This is a genomic window from Paenibacillus sp. E222 (genome assembly GCF_013401555.1).
In the GTDB taxonomy this organism is placed as follows: domain Bacteria; phylum Bacillota; class Bacilli; order Paenibacillales; family Paenibacillaceae; genus Paenibacillus.
The window spans coordinates 698,773-717,183 of sequence record NZ_CP058552.1 but is presented as its reverse complement, the minus strand read 5'-3'; the positions used below and the strand labels follow the sequence as shown (position 1 = coordinate 717,183).

Below are 18,411 nucleotides of genomic sequence, written 5' to 3'. Positions count from 1 at the left end.
GATCCGGATGACGTCATTTTTTTTAGCTCTCTGGCTATATAAAAGAACATTAAAAAAGCGCCCCGTTAATCCGGGACGCGTGCAGGCGTTAGAGATGTGGCACTCAGCAAAGAGGCTGGGCCAATTCGATATACTCCGATTCCTACGCTGGCATGATCCAGATCAGGTCTAAGGGTCAGTATCTTGGTGGGATACACTCTCAGCCGGCCTATTCCGACTCCCCTGGGAAACTATGAAGTTACGGGCATTACTATGTGTAATTATAGGCCAGAGGCCTATGCATGTCCAGTCAGGAACTGGATGGGGACACGTATGAAGTTATCAAACAGGCCGTTATACATATGTATAACAGCCTGTTAAGATGTGTGATTTTCAACAATTATCGTGGCGAATCATATAAGGAAATCTGACTGAGTGCAAAAGCATCGGATTTCGGGTCATAGCCTACCTGTTTCTGAGTGGCTTCCAGATTCAACCGTTTAAACTTATTATTCGAGATCCCATGCAGTATGGTGAAGGGCTCCAGCTCTGTAGCTGTAATTGCTTTGAACATCAAATTACACAAGTCAGCCGGACTAATATACGCGCTCATATCCCTTGCCTCCAGCACGGGTCCATCCGGTTGAAAATCATCATATGCACCGATACGTATTGCAACACTTTGTAAACCTTCGGTATACGCAAAATAGGAAGCAAGCGATTCTCCAAAACATTTGCTAACCCCGTACAAATTCCGTGGGCGTGTCGGCATGTCTGGATAGACCTGAGCATCAATGGGATACCCCTCGATCGTCTGTGCACTGCTTGCCAGAATGACTCTTTGCACACCTTGGTCCTTGGCTGCACGGAATACATTAAATGTACCTTTGATATTGATGTCCAACAACGATTCATAGAATCCGGCATGCGGGGAAGGATCTCCCGCCAGATGTACAACCACATCCATGCCTTCGCAAGCGTGCTGACAGGCTTCGGGATCTGTCACATCCAGTGTCATGATCTCATGGTCTGTCCCTTGATACGTATGCAGTCTGTCGATATTCAAATCTGTTAGTCGCAGGTGAAATGCTTCTGACAAGTGTTGGGACACGTCACGTCCAATTTTTCCGGCTGCACCGGTAATTAAAATGTTCATAAAAATCAGCTCCAATTTTTAGCGCTGGAAGAACTCAATCCATTCCTTTTCAGGTCCATAGATGAAGAAATAACGGTAACCGTTAGGCAGTGTAATCATCTCTCCATCAATAAACTCGGCCTCGGTTTCTTTAATGCGGTTATACTCGGCCTCAAGGTCATCGACATGGATGGCAAAGTGGTGCACCGTACCTTCGGAAGGCAGCTTGTCGCTGTATCCCTGAATCAACTCAATCTCGGTCTCATCGCTTCCGTTGAAGCCGAGAAAGGCGAGCTGAATGACACCGTTGGTATGGGTTACCCGGTCTTTCAATTCAAGACCAACAATCTCCGTGTAGAAACGCAGCGTGGTCTCCAGATCGCGAACGGCAATGCCGACGTGGTCAATGCGCTTTTGAAAACTCATAATCAAAAATCCTCCTTTAAATATGCAGTGGATCTTTTCTACCATTTTAAGGGATATCATAGGGCTGTACTACGGGGTTGTCAAATCCGATTTTTAATTTGGGAAAATTATAATTGTTCACAGAATGTTCACTTATGAGGAAGGCTTCATCATCTCTATAATTACGAAGGTAAACAGAGAGGATGAGAGATTTGCCAACGACAAAGAAAGAACAGATTGTTTTTGGAATGATGATGTGCACAGGAATGGTCATCGTCATGATGACTTTCAATTTATGGCACAATGGGTTATTGAGCAAGATGTCCGCGCTAGATATACTGCTTCAATTCATATTGTGTTTTATCATTGCGTTTCTGGTGGAGTCCTTCATTGTTGGACCTGTAGCGAGAAAAATTGCATTTTCCTTACCTTTTGACAAATCCAATAAAATTTTGGGTGTGCTCGCTATGTCATTTTTCATGGTCATTGGGATGGTTCTGATCATGTCCTTATACGGAATGATTTCTGCTTATCTTGCGAATCAGTTAAGTAGAGCATCCGTACTAAATACGTATCTTCATACGATTGCTCGTAATTTCAGCCTGGCGCTTCCTTACCAAATCATTATTCTGGGACCACTCGTTCGATATGTGTTCGGTAAATTCATTAAGGATAAGGGGAGTGTAGTCCCTTCAACCTAAATAACGTTAGTTCCGATTTAGAGCACCTGAAAGTATTTCCTGGGCAATCTTGTGCAAATAAATAGATCGTATGATCACCTTCAATGAAAGGTGATCTGAGGCAAAGGTAGGACACTTTCTACCATGATTACAGCGCTAACGAATCGAGAACATCTTATTAGGCCGGTTTTTAAGGAATGAAAAATCTAACGAATCTCAGCGGCGTTATTATGCTAAGAAACTGCAACGAGACCTTGATTTGGAGCTAATTATCTAGAATAACGTCTCTAGGATTCGTTAGATTTCAAACATGCAGAAATGGAGATGAATAGCGTGTACCAGGTTCGTTAGAACAGAATAACGCTACAACAAAATGTCCACCGCCAATTCATGGCGGTGGACATCTCAATCTCTATAATAGGTATTCTATTTCTGATTCTAATTCTCAGGTCTGCCTCGACACATAACTGTTAAGTCACTGTATCGACCACATGTTTGTTCTGCCATTGATACGCAATCACGCTGATCATCAGCAGACCAACTGCAAAAATGGCAAGCATCCATGCGGACTGGTTAACCTCCAGATGGTCCAGACTCCAGCCTGTAACCAAAGGCAGAATGGCACCACCAACCCCACCTGACGCAATCAGGATGCTGGGCGTTGATTCTTCTGTTCCAGGCAGCATTTTGCTGGCGAAGACGAGGGCAATGGAGAATACACCAGATAATGCGAGCCCGAGCAACAGAATGATCAGAAATGCCGACCAGATCTGGTTGGTAAAAGGAAAGATCATCAGCAGCACAACTGCTGCAAGGCAACTGTACAGAACGTAGACGCGATATTGGAATTTCTCCGCAATATATCCGGCAAACAGTCGTCCAACGGACATGGCGATCCAGAAGCAGGTAACACTAAGTGCAGCACCTGCTTCCTTCATGTTCATTTTCTCAATCAGAATGGCTGGCATGAAGTTGGCAAGGCTCATTTCAGTGCCGACATAGAGAAAGAAAAATAAAACAAATAAAGACAGAAGAGCCAAATTACGGCCGTGATAGGTTGAACGAGTTGGTTTAATGTCTTCAGGATTCGTTCCATTTGGCAATTCAGCAGCTTGAGTGTGTACAGGAGTCTGGTCTGAGCTGCGTCGACTCAGCTCGTTGTCCAGCTCACCGAATGAACTTTTGGCCCAGAAGATAAAAGTCATCGCTGCACAGACGGCAACCACGAGGAACGACATGCGCCAGTACTCTGCAGAAATCAGACCGCTGGCAATGAGCGGCATGACCATGGCGCCGATACCAAATAACACTTCAAGTCGGCTCATGGCAACCGCCGTATTATCTTTAATTGCTGCAATGATAATTGTACCGATGACAGCCTCGATCATGCCAAATCCAAATCCGGCTGCAGGTGCAATGACGAACATCCAGCCCCAAGGAGGCAGCAGCATATAGGATAACTCTGCAATGCAGAGCAGAGCTGCAGCAATTAATAGACCGCCTCGTTTCCCGAAGCGTTTATTCAACCATGGAGATAACAGTACACCACCCAGGAACCCGGCAAATTGGGCAAATATCAGCGTGCCTCCCTGACTATAATCCTTGCCATAATGTTCAAGAGCAACGGGCAGGATGGAGCCGAGAACGACGTGGGCAAGTCCGATGAGGAAATAGGACAAGCATCCAATCCAAAGCAATTTTCTCATGAAGAAAAACTCCTTCTAGATATTATGTTATGTAGTAAGTCTGCCATTCAGGAGCATTTCCTAAAAACAAACAATCTCTATCATAACAGGACATGTAAGGGTATGCACGGATAACTTGCAATGGAGGCTAAAGATCGTATATACTGAAAAACAACAATTACAGATCGGACCATGCCGTTGAAGAGCATCCAACTCGGAGGCGTTTTCGCCAGGGGAGCGAACCATTCCCCAAGTTAACCGGAACCGCCCGTTATCGCGGACCAAGAGGCCGAATCAGAATATTCTGGTTCAGCAAGTTGGGTGGCACCGCGAGCAGAGCGCTCCTCGTCCCAAGGGATGAGGGCGCTCTTTGTATTTTTACAGCCAAAGGAGACGGTGACCATGTTGGAAATGAAGTGGATTCGGGAGCATGCAGAAGAGGTGCAAGCTGCGGCAGTCGGCAAGAGAATGGATATCAGTATTCGCGAATTGTTGGAACGGGACGAAGAGCGCAGAGCTCTTTTACTGGAAACGGAAGAAGGGCGTAGAGTACGTAATTCGTTATCTGCGGATATCGGCAGACTGATGCAAGCTGGTGAGCGTGAGCAAGCCGAGGGTTTAAGGGGACAGGTGAAACAGCTGAATGATCAGTTGGCGCATGTTGAAGCCAAGCTTGCCGTTGTGCAGGAGGAAGTGACAAGGCTGCAATGGTTGGTACCCAATGTTGTATCGCCGGATACGCCATTGGGCGTATCGGATGAGGATAATGTGGAGCTGAGACGTGTGGGTGAGCTGCCGGTATTCGATTATGAGGCCAAGGATCACGTGGAACTCGGTGAACGGCATGATCTAATCGACATCCCACGTGGGGTGAAAATCGGCGGAACACGAAGCTATGTGCTCAAAGGAGCAGGGCTGCTCCTGCACCGGGCTGTACAGCAACTTGCGCTTGATCTGCTGCTGAAGCATGGATTTACGCCAATGGAAGTTCCTCTGATGGTGAGGGAGAATACCCTTTTGAACACGGGGTTCTTCCCCACAGGGAGGGATCAGGTCTATGAATTACAAGGCGAGAACAAGTGGCTGGTGGGAACATCGGAAGTGCCGCTGGTTTCGTATTATGCGGATGAGATTGTGGATGTGCAGGAGCCAATCAAGCTGGCTGCCACATCGACATGTTTCCGCAGTGAGGTTGGCTCAGGCGGGCGGGACGTACGCGGATTGTACCGGGTGCATCAATTTGCCAAAGTGGAACAAGTCATTCTCTGTGCACCGGATGCGAAAGAATCGGAGCGAATGCTGCAGGAAATTACGGGACACGCCGAGGAATTATTGCAATTGCTGGAACTGCCTTATCGCGTGGTGGCTGTGTGTACAGGGGATATGTCGCAGAAAACGTACAAACAGTACGATATTGAGACCTGGATGCCAAGCCGCAATGCGTACGGGGAGACACATTCGTCGTCGAATCTGCATGATTTCCAGGCTCGTCGTTCGAATATTCGTTGTCGCGATGCCCAAGGCAAGCTTGCATACTGCCATACGTTGAACAATACGGCTGTGGCTTCGCCACGCATTCTGATTCCATTGCTGGAGAATCATCAGCAGGCGGATGGAAGCATTCGTATTCCAGCCGCACTTCAGCCTTATATGGGCGGTGCCGAATATTTGGTTTTGCCGCACGAAGATGAAGAGATTTAAAAGGATTACAAGCTGTACTGAGAAACAAAAGGGAACCCTGTTTCGGGGTTTCTTTTTGTTTTGCCTGTGATGTTGGGACCAGTGAAGAGTGTTCAGCGCTTTTGTGTTACGGAGGCCGCAGTATAGGATGTGGAAAGTGGCCAAACCAGAAGGGTATGTCACACAGCTGTAACGTACAGATTGTATAGTAGAATCCAGTTTGGAAAGGAGGCGCAGTTATGAACCTGCTGCTCGCGGATGATGAGCCGCTGATGCTGCAAATATTAAAAGCCTATTTCGTTAAAGAGGGCTTTCAAGTGCTTTTGGCCGAGGATGGGGAAGCAGCCCTGAATCTTTTTTATAATAATCAAATCGATTTGGCGGTTTTGGATTGGATGATGCCAGGTCGCAGCGGTGTCGAGGTGTGCCGGGAAATCAAGCGTACGAGTCGGGCGAAGGTACTGCTGCTGACAGCCAAAGGGGAATCGGATGATGAGTTTGTTGCCTTGAAGGCCGGGGCGGATGATTATCTGCGCAAGCCGTTTGATTCGCGTATCCTTCTGTTGCGTGTAAAGAAGCTGCTGCAACTATCCTCCAAGATCATGGTGGGAGAACTGACCGTCGATCTGGAAGGCCAGAAGATCTATCGTCGTGGAGTAGATGTAGGGGCTACCCATAAGGAATTTGAATTAATGAAGGTTCTGGGAATGAATAAGGGGCAGATCGTAACCCGTAAAATTTTGCTGGATCAGGTGTGGGGTTTCGATTATTTTGGCGAGGAACGCACCGTAGACACTCATATTCGCAGACTGCGTGAGAAAATTGGAGAAGATTCGATCAAAACGTACCGGGGAATGGGCTACTGCCTAGAGGATCAAAATGAGTAAACTGACCCGAAAACTGCTCGTGCGTATTATCGGTGCATTGTGTGTTGTCTTTTTCCTATCCTTTATCGTCAATACGTTTTTCCTGCCTAGCTATTTTTTGTATCAAAAAAAGCAGAAATTGGCCGAGTTAACGACTGAAATCTCTGCTTCAGAACATGGCGTTCAGCTGCCACGGATTGAGGGCCTTGAAAGGCAATACGAGGTCGCTATCGCTTATGCTTCGTTGAAGGATAGCGTGAATGATATTAACGATCAATTGTTATTTCAATATAACCGCAAGGGGATTGCCCTCAGTAAATTTTGGCTGACAGAGGAGAGTATTTCTGCGCTGCGTGAGGGTGCCCGGGTTAATAAATTCTATGATCAGACCAAGTTGAAATCAAGCTTTCTCGTGAACTTTGTGAAGGTGGGGGATTCTGTGTTTGCTGTCGGCGAATCCATCTCCCATTCAGCGGAGACGATTCGAATTATTAATCAGTTCAACGCGTACATATGGCTCGGCATGCTGCTGTTGCTTATCCTGCTTTCCGTGTTGTATACTGCCCGGATTGTTAAACCGCTCGCAAAACTAAGCGAAACGGCTGAAGCCATTTCCAATTTATCGTTCGCGAAGGTTGATATAAAGACAGGTGATGAGATTGAGTCTTTAGGACGCAGCATCAATGTGATGAGCGACAAATTGCAGCAAGCGCAACATTCTTTGGAAATGAAAAACGCCAATCTGCGAACGTTCATCTCGGATATCTCGCATGAATTGAAAACACCGCTCTCCCTGATTCGAGTCTATGCCTCTGGTATTCAGGATGGCCTGGATGACGGAACCTATGCTGGGGTAATCGAGCAACAGAGCGATGAGCTGGCTGGTTTAATTGACCGTCTCTTGGAGCTATCCCGATTACAGGCTGAAGTATATGATGTTGAACCCGTTGATCTTCGCCAACTGCTCACGGAGACCCTTCATACCTATGAAACCGTATTTCAGCAGCATGGCTTGCATGTGGAAGTGGAGGATGGATGGACTGCCGAGACCTGGGTGCTGGCTGATCGACGAAAGCTGGAGTCTGTTCTGCACAATTGGATGACCAACGCGGTGAAATATACAAGCGGTGACCGAATAACCATTACACTTGAACTGAAAGAGGAAGCGGCATATTTCGGTATCGCCAATGAAACGGATAAGGAAGAGCATGAACAGTGGGATCAGGTTTGGGAGCCCTTCTATGTAATGGATAGTTCGCGCAGCAAAAAGTTTAGCGGGACGGGACTGGGCTTGTCTATTGCCCAGACGATTCTGGAGAATCACCATGCCGACTATGGCCTTAGCGTAGCCGATGGAAAAGTTATGTTTTATTTTTCTTTACCTTTAATACAACGTTAATGAAGGAGCCGCCATGCAAATGGTGGTTTTTTTGTGTGTGAGAAGCAACCTGAATTAGAGCTTGTTAACGTTGGGAAAAGCCAATTGTTCCCCTGTCATACTGATGTAACACAATTGCCTTAGGATAAGGCCTATCACCAAATCTGAACTTTTATGGAGGGATATCCGATGTTCAATAAAACCTTTTTAATAACGGGAGGCACTGGCTCATGGGGAGAAGAGTTGGTCAAACAATTGCTCGTTCAGGAGCCAAAAGAGATACGTATTTTCTCACGAAATGAATCGCTTCAGGCTCAAATGAGACAAGCCATCCCTGACCCGAGAGTGAAGTTTGTACTGGGGGATATCAGAGACCGCTGGGAGCTGGCAGGTGCCTGCAAGGATGTAGATGATGTCTTTCATCTTGCGGCGCTTAAACATGTTCCGGTCTGCGAGGACCAACCGGATTGTGCAGTCAAGACCAATATTATCGGAACGCAGAACGTCATTGATGCTGCAATCGAGAATGGCGTGCGGAAGGTGGTATATGTCTCTACGGACAAGGCAGCGAATCCTTCCAGCATGTACGGGATGACCAAAGCCATCGGGGAAAAATTGATTTTATTAGCTGACACCCGTTCCGCTACAAGCTTTGTTTGTGTACGAAGCGGGAATGTTCTTGGTTCCACGGGCAGCGTAGTACCGTTATTCAAACGCCAGCTTGAGTTGAAGCAGCCACTTAGCGTTACCGATTCCAGAATGACACGTTTTTTTCTTCCCCTTGGAGACGCCGTGGAAATTATCCTGTCGGCCATGGAGCAATGCAAGGGCGGCGAGATTATTGTACCCCGAATGCCATCCTGCAAAATAACGGATATCGCACAGGTTTTGGCAGAGGATGCTGGGCAAAAGGATGTTCCGATACAGTTCATCGGTGCCCGTCCGGGTGAACGGCTTTATGAAACGCTGATTTCAGATTGGGAAAACGTTAAGGAAGCGGAGGAGGAGAAGTCCTACTTTGTTGTTACGACCTCCCCTTCAGCCAAATTAGCGGATAAAGAGGGTTGTGGGACATATGTTCTTCCTGGCAGAGGATATCATTCGGAGGATGTCATCATGACCAAGGCGGAAGTACGCGATATGCTGTGGAGAGGGGGATTTCTGTGTTCAAACGGAGGATCATATTTACAGGAGGCGGCTCCGCCGGTCATGTGACAGCCAATCTCATTCTGATCTCCAGATTGCTTCAGGAGAAATGGGAAATCCATTATATCGGTTCCAAGCATGGCATCGAGCGTCAATTAATCGGCAAAATCCCGGCAGTTCACTATCATGCGGTTGCAACAGGCAAGTTGAGAAGGTATTGGTCGTGGGCGAATATTTCCGATGTGTTCAAAATTATGCTAGGAGTGCTGCAGGCTTATCTGCTCATTTTAAGAATTAAACCTCATGTATGCTTTTCGTTAGGGGGATTCGTAGCTGTTCCTGCTGTAGTGGGTGCTAGGTGGAACCGGGTTCCGGTGCTGATTCTGGAGCCGGATCTACATCCGGGTCTGGCCAACAGGCTGTCACGGCGATACGCCCAAATGATGTGTACTACGTTTATGGATACTGCGACGTTCGCCTCCACGAAAGGTTCAGGAAAGACGATGTACGTGGGACCTGTAATCAGGGAGGAGTTGAAGCTTGGCAGCCGAGCGCGGGGGATTCATTTTTGCCGATTTGTCTCCGACAGACCTATTCTGTTCATTATGGGTGGCAGTCAGGGCTCGGAAAAGCTTAATCATATGGTACTTGAAACACTGCCGGAACTGCTCAAGCGTTATCAAATCATTCATATATGTGGTACAGGTAAATTGAACTCATCCTTCCCAAGTTTTGCAGGCTACAAGGCATTTGAATATGTGCATGAAGAACTTGCGGATTTAATGGTTATGGCGGATATGGTCGTGTCACGTGCTGGCTCCAATGCGATCCATGAGTGGTTGTTGCTGCGGAAGCCGATGCTCCTGATTCCCCATGCCAACGGCGGATCTCTTGTTGGACAGACGCTGAACGCGAAGTATTTTCAGGAGCGAGGTTATGCAAGAGTTCTCCAGGAAGAGCAGCTGAGTCCTCAGACATTCCTGCGAGATATTGACCTTGTATATATGGAGAGGGATCATATGGTAGGCCATATGAAGGCGAGTGGAACGGACAACGCCGTTGACAAGGTTCTGCAGCTTATTCGTACAACGGTTTCTTCGGTAGAAAGAGCTGAACATGAGTAAAAGATTTCCCGAGCTGCTGCTGGTCATGTTCTTTTTTCTCATCGTATCTATCCTGATTATCTCAAAACATTTATTGAATTAAACTATATAAGTAGAACTAAAGATTTTACACTGAACACTCCGATGACAGAATAACCTTCCAATCGCTGTTATCCCCAGATTTTTAAAATTTCCTTTTCTCAAGGGGAAAATCCGGTGATAAAGGCGAACGCTTCGCTTTTCCAGGTTTTTTCTGTCCTCTCCGTTTCTGTGTAAATGAATAGTTTAATTTATATAGGATTGCAGCCTGTTACAATTCCGTTCTTATTCTGAATAAAGAGGCATTTTTCAGTCACTTCCTAGTGACTTGAAGAATGCCTCTACTTATTTGGGATATTCACTTTTATGTAATGAGTTTCCGATATAATATAATAGAAGTAAAATATTGGATTACAGGAGATGAGGATTGCAATGAATGGAATGAAATTAGCAATACGAGGCGCCTTGGCCTTTATTTTAGTATTGGCAGCATTGGCTCCTTCGCTTGCCCTAGCAGCCACGGGTGACGTGACATCTATCGAGATTACCAACAGTAGTCCGCAACAGATGAGTGTGTCCCAGACAGCTACGCTTCAGGTGATGGCGGTTATTGAAGGATTTGATAACAAGCAGGATGTTACGGGTGGCGTCACATGGTCCACGAGTAACGAAGCTGTTGCCACCATTATTAAAGGCAAATTGAAGGCTGTGGCAGCGGGAGAAGCGACAATATACGCACAGGTAGATGGCGCCAAAGCGCAATTGGTGGTTAAGGTTCAGGATAAAATTAAAAGCATCAAAGCTTCGCCAAGTTCCTATAATTTTGTCAAAGGTAGTGAAAGTACGCTGCCCAAAGTAAGCATTGTGCGTGCAAACGGCAAGGAAGAAGACGTGACATCCGAGATTGTATGGACGGTATCGAGTGCTTCCGCGGTGCTGGAGAGTGGCAAAATCAAAGGAATTACGCCTGGCAGAGTGATGTTACAAGGCAAATATGGCTCAGAGACGGTTAAAGTTCCCGTAGCGATTACGGACCAGATTACCAAAGTTGAAGTGACTCCTGCTGTCATGCAGCTGAATATTAAGAAATCGAAAGCGTTGAAGGTCATCGGTACATATGCCAATGGGAAAACGATTAATCTTTCGAAACAGGTAACGTGGACCTCTTCCAACAATAATGTAGCCATCGTCAAGAATGGTACAGTCAAAACACTGACGGAAGGACAAGCCACCTTGACAGGAACTTATCAAAATCAGACAATAAAGGCAGAGGTTACCGTTGTTCCTTTGCTCAAGAAGCTGATCACAGGCCAGAAAACACTCGTCTTATCGCCACAGGCAAGTACAACACTGAGTGTGATGGCGCAGTATGATACAGGCAAAACCACGGTTGTAACGAGCAGTGCGGTATGGAGCAGCACCAAACCAAGTGTAGCCACAGTAACGGGCGGCAAGATTGTGGCCGTGGGTAAAGGCAAAACATCCATCACTGCCAAGTGGGGCAATAAAAAAGTTACTATACCGGTAACGGTAAAATAAAATTTTCAACGAATGAAGTATATCCATTAAGGTCATTTCATCATCGTGAACAGAAACAGATGGGGCGTAGACATACGCCCCTTTTAAGTATAAAAAAATTGGATGTGATGAAACTGAATTCTTCAATTATAAGCTCAGATAACAATTTCTATGGTTTGACTTACATAAAGTATCTTCTTCTCATCCTACTTTCGATACTGACACTCGGGATGATTACCACAGTGGAGGACACGAAGAAACGAGCCCATCTGAAGTACCTGGAACAATACCGATTGAAATTCAATCCTGCAAAGGAGGATGCATCCGAATGACAGATCATCTGCAACCGGAAAATTGGCCTGCGTGGGCGACAGAATCGGTAGAGATTGTTGAGGCTAACCCCATGTGGAACCTACAGGCTCAGGAAGAGATTCGCCAGCTCAGAGAATTATTAAAGCAGCTCAATATTCATAAGTTTGAACATATCGGAAGCACGTCCATTCCGGGATTGCCCGCAAAGCCCATTATTGATTTGATGGGAGAGGTGCAGTCATGGGAGGACATGGACTTGATTGCCGATCAGCTGAATCCGGTCGACTGGAACTACGTTCCACCTGAACTGGATGGTCGGGAATATAGACGTTTCTGGGTCAGAGTGAAAGATGGCAAGAGGGCTGTACATCTTCATCTGATGCGCCCAGGCGAAGAACGTTGGGATCGCCAAATCCAGTTTCGGGATGTGCTAAGACAGCGGCCGGATCTGGTAGAGGTTTATGCGGCTTTGAAAGCTAAACTTGCTAATAAGAATAAGGATGACAGAGAAGCATATACCGCTGCCAAAACGGATTTTATTTTACAAGTGCTTGATGAAGGCATTTGATCCATGATGAAGGCGTTTTTCAAAGAGAGGCTGATTTATTTCTTCGCAGTGATCATAACCATGGCGGCAGGACTGGCGTCCAGACACTTTGGTGAACTTTTACCGGATTTTGTACGTGAGCATTTTGGTGATGCCTTGTGGGCAGCGATGATTTATTTTGGGGTACGGATGGTTTGGATTAATCGCAGCAAAGAGTTGGCGCTGATGGTGAGCCTGCTTTTTAGCTGGGCCGTCGAATGTTCGCAAATGATTCAGACTTCTTGGCTGAACGAAGTGCGTTCAACGGTGCTGGGTGCGCTTATTTTGGGACGTGGATTTCTGGTAATGGATCTGTTGAGGTATGGTGTCGGCATTCTGTGTGTGTATGGGATTGATCGTTATTTCCTAAGAAATAAGAAGGCTAGATGATGGGGAGGGACTTAAGTGAAGGTAGAGAAGCTTTTTACGGAATCACCTGAGTTTGAGACAGATCGCTTGGTACTGAGACGTCTTACGCTTAACGACCTCGATGATTATTTTATGTTTGCCTCCGATCCCAACGTGAGTCAGCAAAGTCTGTGGAACTGTCATGAAACGTTGGACGACTCCGTTCAATATATTCAAAGGGTGTTGGACAATTATGAGAAAAAGACGGTCTATATATGGGCCTTTATTCTGAAGGAAACGGGGAGGCTGATCGGGCGAGGTGGCATTTTTCATCTCAATGAATCCATGCAAAGTGCTGAACTGGGGTACGCGATTGCCAGCAGTTGCTGGGGCAAAGGCCTTGCGGCAGAAGCGATGCAGCCGATTGTTGCGTACTGTTTTCAGGAATTGGACTGCAATCGGCTGGAGGGGAAATGCAATGCAGGCAACATCGGCTCTGCACGAGTGATGGAGAAGCTGGGCATGTCATATGAAGGTTTGCTGCGTAAACAATTGAAGATTAAAGGTGTGTTTACAGATCAAAAATTGTACTCCCGTATCCGGGATGATCTATAATACTTCCAATGACATGCAGGATACATAGAAGAAATTGAAGGAGGCGGAACAATGATCTACAGTATTATTTCCCAAGCGGTATGGGAGCAGGTGTCCAAACAGAGCGTGTATGCACCGGATAGCCTGGAGACGGACGGTTTCATTCATTGTTCCACTAAAGAACAGATTCCATGGGTAGCGGCTCAATATTATCAAGGGCGTACGGATTTGTTATTGCTTGGCATTGATGAGAGGGCCTTGAAACCGGAACTGGTGTATGAGGACCTGTATGAGTTGAATGAACTATTTCCGCATATCTATGGTGAACTTAATTTGGATGCTGTACGGAAAGTCATTTCCTTTGAACCGAATGAGGACGGGACGTTTTCTTTTCCTGAATAAATACATTTTGTGAAGGGTTGTGGACGTGTGGATATGAATCAGGTATTTCTGGATACAGCCGAGAAGCAATTTTTGTATTACAAGCAGCTTGGGGAAAAGGCCATGGAGCAACTGGAATCCGAGCAGCTGTTTCAATCCTGGAATGAAGATGCCAACAGCATTGCGGTTATTGTGAAGCATCTATGGGGCAATATGCTGTCCCGTTGGACGGATGTGCTGACGACCGATGGAGAAAAGCCATGGCGTGAACGTGATGCGGAATTTGTGAATGATATTTCTACCCGGGAAGAGCTGCTCGCCAAATGGGAGGAAGGCTGGAACTGTCTGCTTGGAGCCATTCGTTCTTTTACACCGGAGCAACTGTCTCATATTATATATATTCGCAATGAAGGACATACCGTCATGGAAGCAATTATCCGGCAATTGGCGCATTACCCCTATCATGTGGGGCAGATTATCTATGCGGCCAAAATGCTCAAAGAAACCTCATGGAACAGTCTTTCCATTCCGAGAAATGGTTCGGATCAATATAATGGTGGCAAATTTGCCAAGCCGAAGGCACGAAAACATTTTACAGATGATGAATTACACATAGAAAAAGGTAAAGGTGAGGAACAGCAATGACACAGATCGCATTGATTCGCCATGGAAGCACGGCGTGGAATAAGGAAAAACGTTCACAGGGACAAACGGATAATCCGCTGGATCAGGAAGGAAGAGAACAGGCACTATTGCTTGCTGCAAGACTGAGTGAGGAAACGTGGGATGCCATCTATGCAAGCGACCTGGAGCGTGCAAGTGAGACGGCTCGCATCATTGGAGATCGTTTGGGAATACAGGAGATTCATTTGGACCCGAGGTTGCGTGAAATGGGCGGTGGGCAGGTGGAAGGTACGACCGAGGCTGAACGTGTAGCCAAATGGGGAGCAGATTGGAACACTCTGGATTTAGGCCGAGAGCTTGCGGATGCAGGTACAATTCGAGGCATTGCCGCGTTAGAAGATATTGTACGGCAGCATCCCAATGGAAAAGTGATTGTTGTCAGCCATGGCGCTATTCTCCGGAATACATTGCGAGGTCTGGTGCCTGAAATTGATGTGAGCGCAAAGCTGTCCAACACGTCGATCACCCGGATTTCTTGGGAAGCGGAGTCCTGGCAATGCGAGCTATACAATTGCAGCGCACATCTTGATTCCTACAAGGAGTTGTGATAGATAGAAGACGCAGAGCCCTTTCCCGCTGTTCATTCACTTATTTTGCAGGCTTTGGAGAAAAAAATGATCAAGGGATTATAAACTTGTGGACAAGGAGGGTGATAGCATGACTAAACTGCCATATTCATGGACTGAGGATGCGCTGTCTCCTCTGGGCGAAACAGGGGTTATGATCCGTTGTGGGGACACCATATCTGAAGCGGTGCACCAGAGGGTGATGTCGGTATGTGCTTTGCTGGAAAAGAGCCGGCTGCCGGGCATCTTGGAGTGGCTACCTTCATTTGCATCGGTCACACTGTTCTATGATCCATTGCTCTCCCCATACCACGAGGTATGCGGGATGCTGCTTCATGAGTTGAATAAGATGCAAGAGGTGACGCTAATTCAACCCAGAACGATCATTATTCCTGTATGTTATGGTGGTGAATTGGGTCCTGACCTGGAATACGTCGCTACTGAACATGGGCTTACGCCAGATGAGGTCATAGCTATTCACACATCCGGAGATTACCTGGTTCACATGATCGGATTTGCGCCGGGTTTTCCGTATCTGGGCGGATTAGCGGAGAAGATCGCTACGCCCAGACGCTCTACACCTCGGCTTCGGGTTGAAGCGGGAACGGTAGGCATTGGTGGAAAACAAACGGGAGTTTACCCGGTAACGACCCCAGGGGGATGGCAGTGCATCGGGCGTACGCCACTAGCGTTGTTTCGTCCGATGGAAAATCCGCCAAGTCTGCTGGCAGCTGGTGATCGGGTTCGTTTTGCATCGATATCTCATCAGGAGTATCTGGAATTAAAGGAGGGCGAACGATGAGTATTGAAGTCATTCGCCCAGGTTTGTTATCCACCGTTCAGGACGAAGGAAGAACAGGATTTCGCCGGTATGGGATTCATCCGGGCGGAGTTATGGATACCTTTGCAGCCAGAGCAGCCAATGCACTGGTTGGGAATTCCCGTGATGCGGCTGTGCTGGAGATGACGATGACGGGACCGGAGCTTCGTTTCCATAAGACTCGGCTGATCTCTCTATGTGGTGCGGATCTGACGGCAACTGTGGATGGCCTGCCTGTTCCGCTATGGCGTCCGGTCGTGCTGCTTGCTGGAAGTGTGCTGAGATTTGGGCGATGTCGTTCTGGCTTGAGGTCTTATATGGCGATTGCCGGTGGAATCGCAGTACCTGAGATGATGGGTAGTCGCAGTACGGATCTTAAGACAGGTTTTGGTGGGGTTGAAGGACGTGCCCTGAAGGTGGGTGACAGGTTGTTTGCGGGGGAAGCTTCTTATGAAGCGCAATCGGCGTTGCATGGATTGAGTGTAGAAGCCGAGAAGAGCAACCGGCGGATGCATGCACCTGCCTGGTACTTGTCCAGCAGGGAATGGCCCGCCTACCATGCTGAACCTGTTATTCGTGTCATGCCGGGCAAAGATATTGCAGCGTTTGATGAAGATAGCCTGGAACGATTCCATAAAGAACGATATGTGATCTCTCCCCAATCGGATCGAATGGGGTATCGCTTGGAAGGTGCGAAGCTGGAACTCGGTCAATCAATGGATCGGCTGTCTGAAGCCGTCACCTATGGCACAGTTCAGGTGCCATCAGACGGTCAGCCCATCATATTGATGGCGGATCATCAGACCATTGGGGGTTATCCAGTGATTGCACAGGTGGCCCGGGTAGATTTGCCGATACTTGCACAGGCTAGGCCGGGTGCACGGGTTGCTTTTGAACGGATTACATATGAAGAAGCACAGCAGCTATTCCTGGAGCAGGAGTTGGAGTGGCGGCTAACCGATCAGCTGATTCGCAGGAGATTGGCAGAAATGGGGGACCATTAATGAACACGGTGGATATCAACTGTGACCTTGGTGAAAGTTACGGGGTGTACCGGATGGAGTCGGAGGAGTCGATTCTGCCGCTAATCACTTCAGCCAACATCGCTTGTGGGTTTCATGCGGGTGATCCGGCAACGATGCGACAAACGGTGCAGCAAGCATTGGAGCATCAGGTCGCTATAGGCGCCCATCCCGGTCTGCCGGATTTACAGGGTTTTGGCAGAAGACGTATGGACATTACACCCCGGGAAGCCTATGACATGGTAGTGTATCAAATGGGTGCGCTGAATGCTTTTGTCCGTTCATACGGAGGGCGCATGCATCATGTGAAACCTCATGGAGCCTTGTATAACATGGCTGCTGAAGATGATCGTCTCGCTGAGGGAATCGCTGAGGCGATCTATAAAGTACAACCGGAATTGTATCTCTATGGCCTGGCCGACAGTGCAATGATACAGGCAGCGGATCGCATTGGACTGCGCAGCGTCAGTGAAGTTTTTGCAGATCGAACCTACGGCCCGTATGGGAAGCTAACCCCACGCAGTCAGCCAGGAGCTGTCATTCAGCAGACGGAACAAGCTCTTGCTCAAGTGCTGCGTATGGTGAAAGAGGGCATTGTTGTGTCGACGGGAGGTACACCTGTATCCATAAAGGCAGAAACCATTTGCATCCACGGTGACGGAGCGCATGCCCTTGCATTTGCTCAAGAGATACGTACGTTGCTTGAATCTGAGGGAGTTAGGCTGTCTGCACCTGGAGATGCTAGATGATTGCTATAGTATCCGAGGGCCAGAGGTTGAAATATACGAGTTTGTAAGGAGTGAAAGTAGAGCATGAAACCGATACGTAATTCGGCGAAGGCTGTTATTGTACAGGATGGACGTTTGCTGGTGATCCGGTTGGAGGATCAATATGGGGACGCTTATGTTTTCCCCGGCGGAGGACAGGAGAAAGGCGAAGAACTCAAGGATGCCGTTGCGCGTGAATGTCTGGAGGAGATTGGACAGGCGGTGACGGTGGGAGAACTGCTGCATATCCGGGAGTATATCGGAAAAAACCATGAATTTGCAGAGTGGGATGCTGATGTCCACCAGGTTGAATTCTATTTTGAATGCAAGTTAGTTGACCCAAAAGCTACGATCTTTGAAGGCTCCAGTCCAGACGACCATCAGGTCGCTGTAGAATGGATTCCTATCGAAGAGCTGTCCAAGGTTCGCTTATATCCGAAAACCATTGGTGAGTTGCTGCAGAATAAGAATTCATCACGCATTTATCTTGGAGATTTGAATTAAAACGGTCACGTTTACGAACAGGTTCATGGATTCACCATAGATGAGGTGGGTACACTATAAGTACAGGCTTATATATAAAATCTTAATATAAGCGGAACCAAGAGTTACACGGCAACGAAGTGGACAGAAGTCTAATTAAGCGAAGCATTTCTATCTAAACTTTGGCTTAGCATCTTAATTGGAAGAACTGTAGAAGTAGTGGAGGGGACGGAA

At 47.3% G+C, this 18,411-nt stretch carries 20 protein-coding genes and 1 riboswitch; of the genes, 17 read left to right on the top strand and 3 right to left on the bottom strand.

Annotation, left to right across the window (positions count from 1 at the left end; translation table 11 throughout):
* Positions 1-121 precede the first annotated feature (121 nt).
* A riboswitch (TPP riboswitch) is annotated at positions 122-234 on the bottom strand.
* A gap of 145 nt (positions 235-379) precedes the next feature.
* Positions 380-1,135: an NAD-dependent epimerase/dehydratase family protein gene (locus HW560_RS03080; protein WP_179261994.1), complete on the bottom strand. Its 756-nt coding sequence runs from the start codon at positions 1,133-1,135 to the stop codon at positions 380-382.
* Between the two features lie 18 nt (positions 1,136-1,153).
* Entirely contained in the window at positions 1,154-1,540 is a 387-nt protein-coding gene (locus HW560_RS03075; RefSeq protein WP_090904118.1) for a VOC family protein, read from the bottom strand.
* A gap of 191 nt (positions 1,541-1,731) precedes the next feature.
* Here HW560_RS03075 and HW560_RS03070 point away from each other — a divergent pair, with 191 nt between their 5' ends.
* Entirely contained in the window at positions 1,732-2,220 is a 489-nt protein-coding gene (locus HW560_RS03070) for a DUF2798 domain-containing protein (RefSeq protein WP_179261993.1), read from the top strand.
* A gap of 449 nt (positions 2,221-2,669) precedes the next feature.
* On the opposite strand, the gene HW560_RS03065 is transcribed toward HW560_RS03070, so the two are convergent.
* The gene (locus tag HW560_RS03065) at positions 2,670-3,905 is read right to left on the bottom strand and encodes an MFS transporter (RefSeq protein WP_179261991.1); all 1,236 of its coding nucleotides are present in this window, start codon (positions 3,903-3,905) and stop codon (positions 2,670-2,672) included.
* 381 nt (positions 3,906-4,286) lie between these two features.
* On the opposite strand from HW560_RS03065, the gene serS reads away from it, so the two are divergent.
* The 16 genes from serS to HW560_RS02985 all read left to right on the top strand — a co-directional run bounded on the left by serS (position 4,287) and on the right by HW560_RS02985 (position 18,198).
* Positions 4,287-5,585: a serine--tRNA ligase gene (gene serS / locus HW560_RS03060; RefSeq protein WP_179261988.1), complete on the top strand. Its 1,299-nt coding sequence runs from the start codon at positions 4,287-4,289 to the stop codon at positions 5,583-5,585.
* A gap of 218 nt (positions 5,586-5,803) precedes the next feature.
* Positions 5,804-6,451: a response regulator transcription factor gene (locus HW560_RS03055; RefSeq protein ID WP_179261986.1), complete on the top strand. Its 648-nt coding sequence runs from the start codon at positions 5,804-5,806 to the stop codon at positions 6,449-6,451.
* Positions 6,444-7,829 (top strand): sensor histidine kinase, encoded by a 1,386-nt coding sequence (locus HW560_RS03050; RefSeq protein WP_179261984.1) that lies wholly within the window; start codon positions 6,444-6,446, stop codon positions 7,827-7,829. Before HW560_RS03055 ends, HW560_RS03050 begins: the two co-directional genes overlap by 8 nt.
* A 168-nt stretch (positions 7,830-7,997) precedes the next feature.
* Positions 7,998-9,023 (top strand): polysaccharide biosynthesis protein, encoded by a 1,026-nt coding sequence (locus tag HW560_RS03045; protein ID WP_179261982.1) that lies wholly within the window; start codon positions 7,998-8,000, stop codon positions 9,021-9,023.
* Positions 8,972-10,078, top strand: a complete 1,107-nt coding sequence (locus HW560_RS03040) for an undecaprenyldiphospho-muramoylpentapeptide beta-N-acetylglucosaminyltransferase (protein ID WP_179261980.1) — start codon at positions 8,972-8,974, stop codon at positions 10,076-10,078. The genes HW560_RS03045 and HW560_RS03040 overlap by 52 nt, the downstream gene beginning before the upstream one ends.
* 450 nt (positions 10,079-10,528) lie before the next feature.
* Positions 10,529-11,635 carry an Ig-like domain-containing protein gene (locus HW560_RS03035; RefSeq protein ID WP_090904126.1) on the top strand — a complete coding sequence of 369 codons (1,107 nt, stop codon included), beginning with the start codon at positions 10,529-10,531 and terminating at the stop codon, positions 11,633-11,635.
* A 307-nt stretch (positions 11,636-11,942) separates the two neighbouring features.
* A complete protein-coding gene (locus HW560_RS03030; RefSeq protein ID WP_179261978.1) occupies positions 11,943-12,494 on the top strand; it encodes a GrpB family protein in 552 nt (183 codons plus the stop codon).
* 3 nt (positions 12,495-12,497) lie between these two features.
* Positions 12,498-12,902 carry a ribosomal maturation YjgA family protein gene (locus HW560_RS03025; RefSeq protein ID WP_090904129.1) on the top strand — a complete coding sequence of 135 codons (405 nt, stop codon included), beginning with the start codon at positions 12,498-12,500 and terminating at the stop codon, positions 12,900-12,902.
* Between the two features lie 15 nt (positions 12,903-12,917).
* On the top strand, positions 12,918-13,475 hold the full coding sequence (locus tag HW560_RS03020; protein ID WP_090904130.1) for a GNAT family N-acetyltransferase: 558 nt from the start codon (positions 12,918-12,920) through the stop codon (positions 13,473-13,475).
* 51 nt (positions 13,476-13,526) lie between these two features.
* Positions 13,527-13,856 carry a DUF952 domain-containing protein gene (locus HW560_RS03015; RefSeq protein ID WP_090904131.1) on the top strand — a complete coding sequence of 110 codons (330 nt, stop codon included), beginning with the start codon at positions 13,527-13,529 and terminating at the stop codon, positions 13,854-13,856.
* Positions 13,857-13,889: 33 nt separating this feature from the next.
* Positions 13,890-14,480: a DUF1572 family protein gene (locus tag HW560_RS03010; RefSeq protein ID WP_306459226.1), complete on the top strand. Its 591-nt coding sequence runs from the start codon at positions 13,890-13,892 to the stop codon at positions 14,478-14,480.
* A complete protein-coding gene (locus tag HW560_RS03005) occupies positions 14,477-15,067 on the top strand; it encodes a histidine phosphatase family protein (RefSeq protein WP_090904133.1) in 591 nt (196 codons plus the stop codon). Before HW560_RS03010 ends, HW560_RS03005 begins: the two co-directional genes overlap by 4 nt.
* Before the next feature lie 109 nt (positions 15,068-15,176).
* Entirely contained in the window at positions 15,177-15,887 is a 711-nt protein-coding gene (gene pxpB / locus HW560_RS03000; protein WP_090904134.1) for a 5-oxoprolinase subunit PxpB, read from the top strand.
* Positions 15,884-16,909: a 5-oxoprolinase subunit C family protein gene (locus HW560_RS02995; RefSeq protein WP_090904135.1), complete on the top strand. Its 1,026-nt coding sequence runs from the start codon at positions 15,884-15,886 to the stop codon at positions 16,907-16,909. The genes pxpB and HW560_RS02995 overlap by 4 nt, the downstream gene beginning before the upstream one ends.
* Positions 16,909-17,676, top strand: a complete 768-nt coding sequence (locus HW560_RS02990) for a LamB/YcsF family protein (RefSeq protein WP_090904136.1) — start codon at positions 16,909-16,911, stop codon at positions 17,674-17,676. Before HW560_RS02995 ends, HW560_RS02990 begins: the two co-directional genes overlap by 1 nt.
* 63 nt (positions 17,677-17,739) lie before the next feature.
* Positions 17,740-18,198 carry an NUDIX domain-containing protein gene (locus HW560_RS02985; protein ID WP_090904137.1) on the top strand — a complete coding sequence of 153 codons (459 nt, stop codon included), beginning with the start codon at positions 17,740-17,742 and terminating at the stop codon, positions 18,196-18,198.
* Positions 18,199-18,411: the final 213 nt, after the last annotated feature.

Bases quoted from the DNA above. Each gene is read 5' to 3' on its own strand.
- HW560_RS03080 (WP_179261994.1), bottom strand. From the start codon at position 1,135: ATGAACATTTTAATTACCGGTGCAGCCGGAAAAATTGGACGTGACGTG.
- HW560_RS03075 (WP_090904118.1), bottom strand. From the start codon at position 1,540: ATGAGTTTTCAAAAGCGCATTGACCACGTCGGCATTGCCGTTCGCGAT.
- HW560_RS03065 (WP_179261991.1), bottom strand. From the start codon at position 3,905: ATGAGAAAATTGCTTTGGATTGGATGCTTGTCCTATTTCCTCATCGGA.
- serS (WP_179261988.1), top strand. From the start codon at position 4,287: ATGTTGGAAATGAAGTGGATTCGGGAGCATGCAGAAGAGGTGCAAGCT.
- HW560_RS03055 (WP_179261986.1), top strand. From the start codon at position 5,804: ATGAACCTGCTGCTCGCGGATGATGAGCCGCTGATGCTGCAAATATTA.
- HW560_RS03050 (WP_179261984.1), top strand. From the start codon at position 6,444: ATGAGTAAACTGACCCGAAAACTGCTCGTGCGTATTATCGGTGCATTG.
- HW560_RS03045 (WP_179261982.1), top strand. From the start codon at position 7,998: ATGTTCAATAAAACCTTTTTAATAACGGGAGGCACTGGCTCATGGGGA.
- HW560_RS03035 (WP_090904126.1), top strand. From the start codon at position 10,529: ATGAATGGAATGAAATTAGCAATACGAGGCGCCTTGGCCTTTATTTTA.
- HW560_RS03030 (WP_179261978.1), top strand. From the start codon at position 11,943: ATGACAGATCATCTGCAACCGGAAAATTGGCCTGCGTGGGCGACAGAA.
- HW560_RS03025 (WP_090904129.1), top strand. From the start codon at position 12,498: ATGATGAAGGCGTTTTTCAAAGAGAGGCTGATTTATTTCTTCGCAGTG.
- HW560_RS03015 (WP_090904131.1), top strand. From the start codon at position 13,527: ATGATCTACAGTATTATTTCCCAAGCGGTATGGGAGCAGGTGTCCAAA.
- HW560_RS03010 (WP_306459226.1), top strand. From the start codon at position 13,890: ATGAATCAGGTATTTCTGGATACAGCCGAGAAGCAATTTTTGTATTAC.
- HW560_RS03005 (WP_090904133.1), top strand. From the start codon at position 14,477: ATGACACAGATCGCATTGATTCGCCATGGAAGCACGGCGTGGAATAAG.
- pxpB (WP_090904134.1), top strand. From the start codon at position 15,177: ATGACTAAACTGCCATATTCATGGACTGAGGATGCGCTGTCTCCTCTG.
- HW560_RS02995 (WP_090904135.1), top strand. From the start codon at position 15,884: ATGAGTATTGAAGTCATTCGCCCAGGTTTGTTATCCACCGTTCAGGAC.
- HW560_RS02990 (WP_090904136.1), top strand. From the start codon at position 16,909: ATGAACACGGTGGATATCAACTGTGACCTTGGTGAAAGTTACGGGGTG.
- HW560_RS02985 (WP_090904137.1), top strand. From the start codon at position 17,740: ATGAAACCGATACGTAATTCGGCGAAGGCTGTTATTGTACAGGATGGA.